Origin of the sequence: uncultured Cardiobacterium sp. (genome assembly GCF_938028185.1) — a bacterium.
GTDB lineage: Bacteria > Pseudomonadota > Gammaproteobacteria > Cardiobacteriales > Cardiobacteriaceae > Cardiobacterium.
The window spans coordinates 1-4,619 of sequence record NZ_CALJAH010000259.1 but is presented as its reverse complement, the minus strand read 5'-3'; the positions used below and the strand labels follow the sequence as shown (position 1 = coordinate 4,619).

5 protein-coding genes and 1 pseudogene are annotated in these 4,619 nt (G+C 60.3%); 4 read left to right on the top strand and 2 right to left on the bottom strand.

The annotated features are described in order from the left end of the window. A pseudogene (locus tag Q0349_RS07535) lies at positions 1-523 on the bottom strand (pilus assembly protein PilU); the annotation flags it as partial. 15 nt (positions 524-538) lie between these two features. Continuing rightward, on the bottom strand, positions 539-1,600 hold the full coding sequence (locus tag Q0349_RS07530; protein ID WP_298080256.1) for a type IV pilus twitching motility protein PilT: 1,062 nt from the start codon (positions 1,598-1,600) through the stop codon (positions 539-541). 141 nt (positions 1,601-1,741) lie between these two features. On the opposite strand from Q0349_RS07530, the gene proC reads away from it, so the two are divergent. The 4 genes from proC to mnmG form a co-directional block, all read left to right on the top strand. Then, a complete protein-coding gene (proC, locus tag Q0349_RS07525) occupies positions 1,742-2,584 on the top strand; it encodes a pyrroline-5-carboxylate reductase (protein ID WP_298080255.1) in 843 nt (280 codons plus the stop codon). 27 nt (positions 2,585-2,611) lie between these two features. Then, positions 2,612-3,127 (top strand): YggT family protein, encoded by a 516-nt coding sequence (locus tag Q0349_RS07520; protein WP_298080254.1) that lies wholly within the window; start codon positions 2,612-2,614, stop codon positions 3,125-3,127. 3 nt (positions 3,128-3,130) lie between these two features. Further along, the gene (locus Q0349_RS07515) at positions 3,131-3,424 is read left to right on the top strand and encodes a DUF167 family protein (protein ID WP_298080253.1); all 294 of its coding nucleotides are present in this window, start codon (positions 3,131-3,133) and stop codon (positions 3,422-3,424) included. Next, on the top strand, positions 3,421-4,619 hold a 1,199-nt coding region (gene mnmG / locus Q0349_RS07510; RefSeq protein ID WP_298080252.1), incomplete at its 3' end, for a tRNA uridine-5-carboxymethylaminomethyl(34) synthesis enzyme MnmG. The genes Q0349_RS07515 and mnmG, both read left to right, overlap by 4 nt.

Sequence of the window (4,619 nt, the reverse complement as noted above, 5' to 3'; positions counted from 1 at the left end):
CGAGGGTAGTGGATTTACCGTTACCGGTCGCACCGATGACGATGACGAGGCCGCGTTTGACCATCGAGATTTTGCGCAGGATGTCCGGCACCGGCAGTTCGAGGTCGTCCAGTTTCGGGATGGTTGCCGGGATGAGACGGAGGACGAGGCCGGGGACGTTTTTTTGCAGGTACACGTTGACCCGCAGGTAGGTGACGTTCGGCACTTCCACCATCATGTTCAGTTCGTGGTTGCGCAGAAATTCGCGGAAGGCTTCCGGGCGCGAGATGACTTCGATCAGGTTATAGACGTCGCCCTCTTCCATGTATTTTTTGGTGTAGTTGAGCTGGCCGTCAGTTTTGATGCTGATGTAGTTCTCGGTGTTGATGAAGATATCCGACGCTTTTTTTTCGGCGGCGTGCGCGACCAGTTTGTCGAACATCGGCCGCAGTTCTTCGCGCGGCATGCTGGTTTTTTTCTGCGCGATTTCGTCGCGGCTGATCGGGGTGAGTTCGAGGGCGGTATCGAGGCTGGCGTGTTCCATGTTGCGGCTCCGGGTTTAGCTGTGCAGGAAGAGGGTTTTGTCGTGTGCTTTCGCCGCAGCGGTCTGCCGGTCGATGATGCCTTGCGACACCAGTTTTTGCAGGCATTGGTCAAGGGTTTGCATGCCGTACTGCGCACCGGTCTGGATAGAGGAATAGATTTGCGCGATTTTGTCTTCGCGGATAAGGTTTTTCACCGCGGAGGTTGCAACGAGGATTTCGTGTGCGGCAATCCGGCCACCGGCGATTTTTTTCAGCAGCGTTTGCGCGATAACGGCGCGCAGCGATTCGGAGAGCATGGAGCGTACCAGTTGTTTTTCTTCGCCGGGGAAGACGTCAATGATACGGTCAATGGTTTTTGCCGCGGACGAGGTGTGCAGGGTACCGAAAACCAGGTGTCCGGTTTCGGCGGCGGTCAGCGCAAGGCGGATGGTTTCGAGGTCGCGCAACTCACCAACGAGGATGATGTCCGGGTCTTCACGCAGCGCGGCGCGCAGGGCGTTGGAGAAGCTTTGCGTGTCGCGGTGGACTTCACGCTGGTTGACCAGGCATTTTTTCGATTCGTGTACAAATTCGATCGGGTCTTCGATAGTCAGGATGTGTTCGTGCTTGTTTTCGTTGATGTGGTTCAGCATCGCCGCCAGCGTGGTGGATTTGCCGGAACCGGTCGGGCCGGTGACGAGTACGAGGCCACGCGGTACATCAATAATGTCCACGAATTTTTCCGGCGCTTTCAGGTCCTCAAGCGACAGCACCCGGCTTGGAATGGTACGGAACACCACGGCAAGACCGCGGTTCTGGTTGAAGACGTTAACCCGGAAACGGGCGATACCCTTGACTTCGGTGGAGAAGTCCGCTTCCCAGTGCTCTTCAAAGTTCTTCACCTGCGAGTCGGTCATGATGGAATAAATCATGTCGCGCAGTTGCTGGCGGTCCAGCGGCGGCAGGTTGAGGCGCTTAATATCGCCATCAACACGGATCATCGGCGGCAGTTCAGAACTCAAGTGCAAGTCCGACGCTTTCTGTTTGTCGGTAAAACGCAGCAGGTCGTCCAGTTTGGTTTCGTGCTTATCACTCATAACAGCATCCTTTTTCTTTCCTTACAAAAAATCAAGGATTCTATTTTACCGGAAAACGGCGGAAAACAAAGCCAAAGTTCACGTTGGCCACCGTGGCAAACATGATAAGATTCGCGCGATTTTTCCCAAGGAAACCCGCCCATGACCACAACCATCGGATTTCTCGGCGCCGGCCACATGGGCGCCGCGATTATCAGCGGCCTGCTTGCCGACGAAGAAAACGCCTTCAGCAGCAAGCATATCCACGCCACCAGCCGCACCCCGGCGAGCGCCGCCGCCCTCAAACAAATCCACGGCATCACCGCCCACACCGACAACCGCCAGCTGGTCAAGGACTGCGACTACATCATCCTCGGCGTCAAACCCGCGCAAATGAAAGCGGTGCTGGACGAACTGGCCGACTGCAACCTGGACGACAAAATCCTCATCACCCTTGCCGTCGGCATCCGCCTCGAACACTACCGCCGCATCCTCGGCGACGACGCCGTCATCATCCGTGCCATGCCGAATATCGCCGCCTCGCACCAGGCCTCGCTTACCGGCATTTACAGCGACAACGAACTCGCGCCCGAAGAAGAAGAGCTGGTAGAAACCATCTTCAGCGCCATCGGCGAAACCGCCTGGTTGGACGACGAAACCCAGATTGACGGTATCACCGCGCTCTCCGGCAGCGGCATTGCCTACTTCTTCCGCCTGATGCAGGCAATGCTGGACGCGGGCGAACGCTACGGCTTCGAGCGCGACGAACTCTACGACATCATCACCTGGACGGCAGTCGGCGCAGGCACCCTCGCGCTGGACAACAACGCCACCCCGCCCGAATTTGCCGACTACTGCAAACAGATTGCCGTCCCCGGCGGCACCACCGAAGCCGCGCTCAACACCTTTAATAACGCCAACATCGACCGCATCGTTGATGACACGATGAGCGCCGTGGTTGCGCGCAGCCGCGCCATCGCCGACGAACTCACCCGCGACTGGTAAACCCCTTCCAAAACACCACCTCACACCATGCAAGACCTCATCATCATCCTTGGCAAACTCGCCATCGCCCTCTTCCTCATCCGCTTCCACGCCAACCTCTACCGCCTCGGCTTCAACCCCATCGTCTCGCGGCTGAACCGCACCACCGATCCGCTCGTCCTGCCGTTCCGCAAACTGCTGCCGCCCTCGCGCTTTGATTTTGGCGCGGTCATCGTCGCTGCCATTATCGCGCTGCTGGTCACTTTTATCCTCTTTGTCAACCCCGTCGCCATCCCGCTCGGCGTACTGCTGCTGCTCAACACCTGGCTCAACACCACCTTCTACGCCATCCTCATCACCGTCATCGGCTCGTGGCTGCAAACCGACCCGCGCCAGCCGGTGATGCAAATTGCCCTTTCCTGCTGCGAATGGCTGATGGCACCGCTGCGCCGCATCATCCCGCCCGTCGGGATGCTCGACTTCAGTCCGATGGCAGCGTTGTTCCTCATCTACCTCGCCCAACAAGGCCTTGCCCGCATCCTCTTCGGCAGCATCGCCGGATAAACCATGCCCGCTGCCCAATGGGAACACGGCGACCTCATCCTCGCCGTCAAAATCACCGCGCGCGCCAGCCGCGACCAGTGCCAGGGCATCCATGACGAGCGCTACAAAATCGCCATCACCGCACCGCCCGAAGACGGCAAAGCCAACAAACACTTGACCGCCTGGCTCGCCAAAACCTTCGCCGTCGCCAAAAAAAACGTTGTCCTGCAAAGCGGCGAGTTCAGCCCGCTGAAAACCCTGCGCATCACCGCCCCCAAACACCTGCCGCCCGACTGGCAACTGCCCGAACAACCATGAAATACCCTACCCACTACGACGTCCTCGTCATCGGCGGCGGCCACGCTGGCGTAGAAGCCGCCTGCGCCGCCGCCCGCAGCGGCGCGCGCACCCTGCTGCTGACGCACAACATCGAAACCATCGGCCAAATGAGCTGCAACCCCGCCATTGGCGGCATCGGCAAAGGCCACCTCGTCAAAGAAATCGACGCCCTCGGCGGCATCATGGCACGCGCTGCCGACCGCGCGGGCATCCAGTGGCGCATCCTCAACCGCCGCAAAGGCCCGGCAGTCCGCGCCACCCGCGCCCAGGCCGACCGCAACCTCTACAAAGCGGCGGTGCGCGACATGGTCGAAAACCAGCCCAACCTCGACCTCTTCCAAACGCCCGTCACCGACCTCATCCTCGAAGGCACCCGTATCGCAGGCTGTAAAACCCAACACCAAATCGACTTTTACGCCAGCGCCACCGTCCTCACCGCCGGCACCTTCCTCGGCGGCAAAATCCACGTCGGCCTCAACAGCTTCCCCGGTGGCCGCGCCGGCGACCCGCCCGCAAACGAACTCGCCGCGCGCCTGCACAACCTGCCCTTCACCCTCGCCCGCATGAAAACCGGCACGCCGCCGCGCCTCGACGCGCGCACCGTTGACTACAGCCGCATGGAAGCCCAGCCCGGCGACACCCCGCTGCCCGTCTTCTCCTACCTCGGCCACATTGCCGAACACCCGCGCCAGGTCGCCTGCCACATCACCCGCACCAACGAACGCACGCACGACATCATCCGCGCCTACATCGACCAGGCGCCGATGTACGCCGGCGTCATCAAAGACGCCTCCGGGCCGCGCTACTGCCCGTCTATCGAAGACAAAGTGATGCGCTTTGCCGACAAAGACAGCCACCAAATCTTCATCGAGCCGGAAAGCCTCACCACCTGCGAACTCTACCCGAACGGCGTCTCCACCAGCCTGCCCTTTGCCGCACAAATCGCCTACATCCAGACCATCCCCGGCCTCGAACAGGCGCGCATCACCCGCCCCGGCTACGCCATCGAATACGACTACTTCGACCCGCAAGAACTCAAGCACAGCCTCGAAAGCCGCCACATCGAAAACCTCTACCTTGCCGGACAAATCAACGGCACCACCGGCTACGAAGAAGCGGGCGCGCAAGGCCTGCTCGCCGGCATCAACGCCGCCCGCCGCGCGCGCGACCTTGA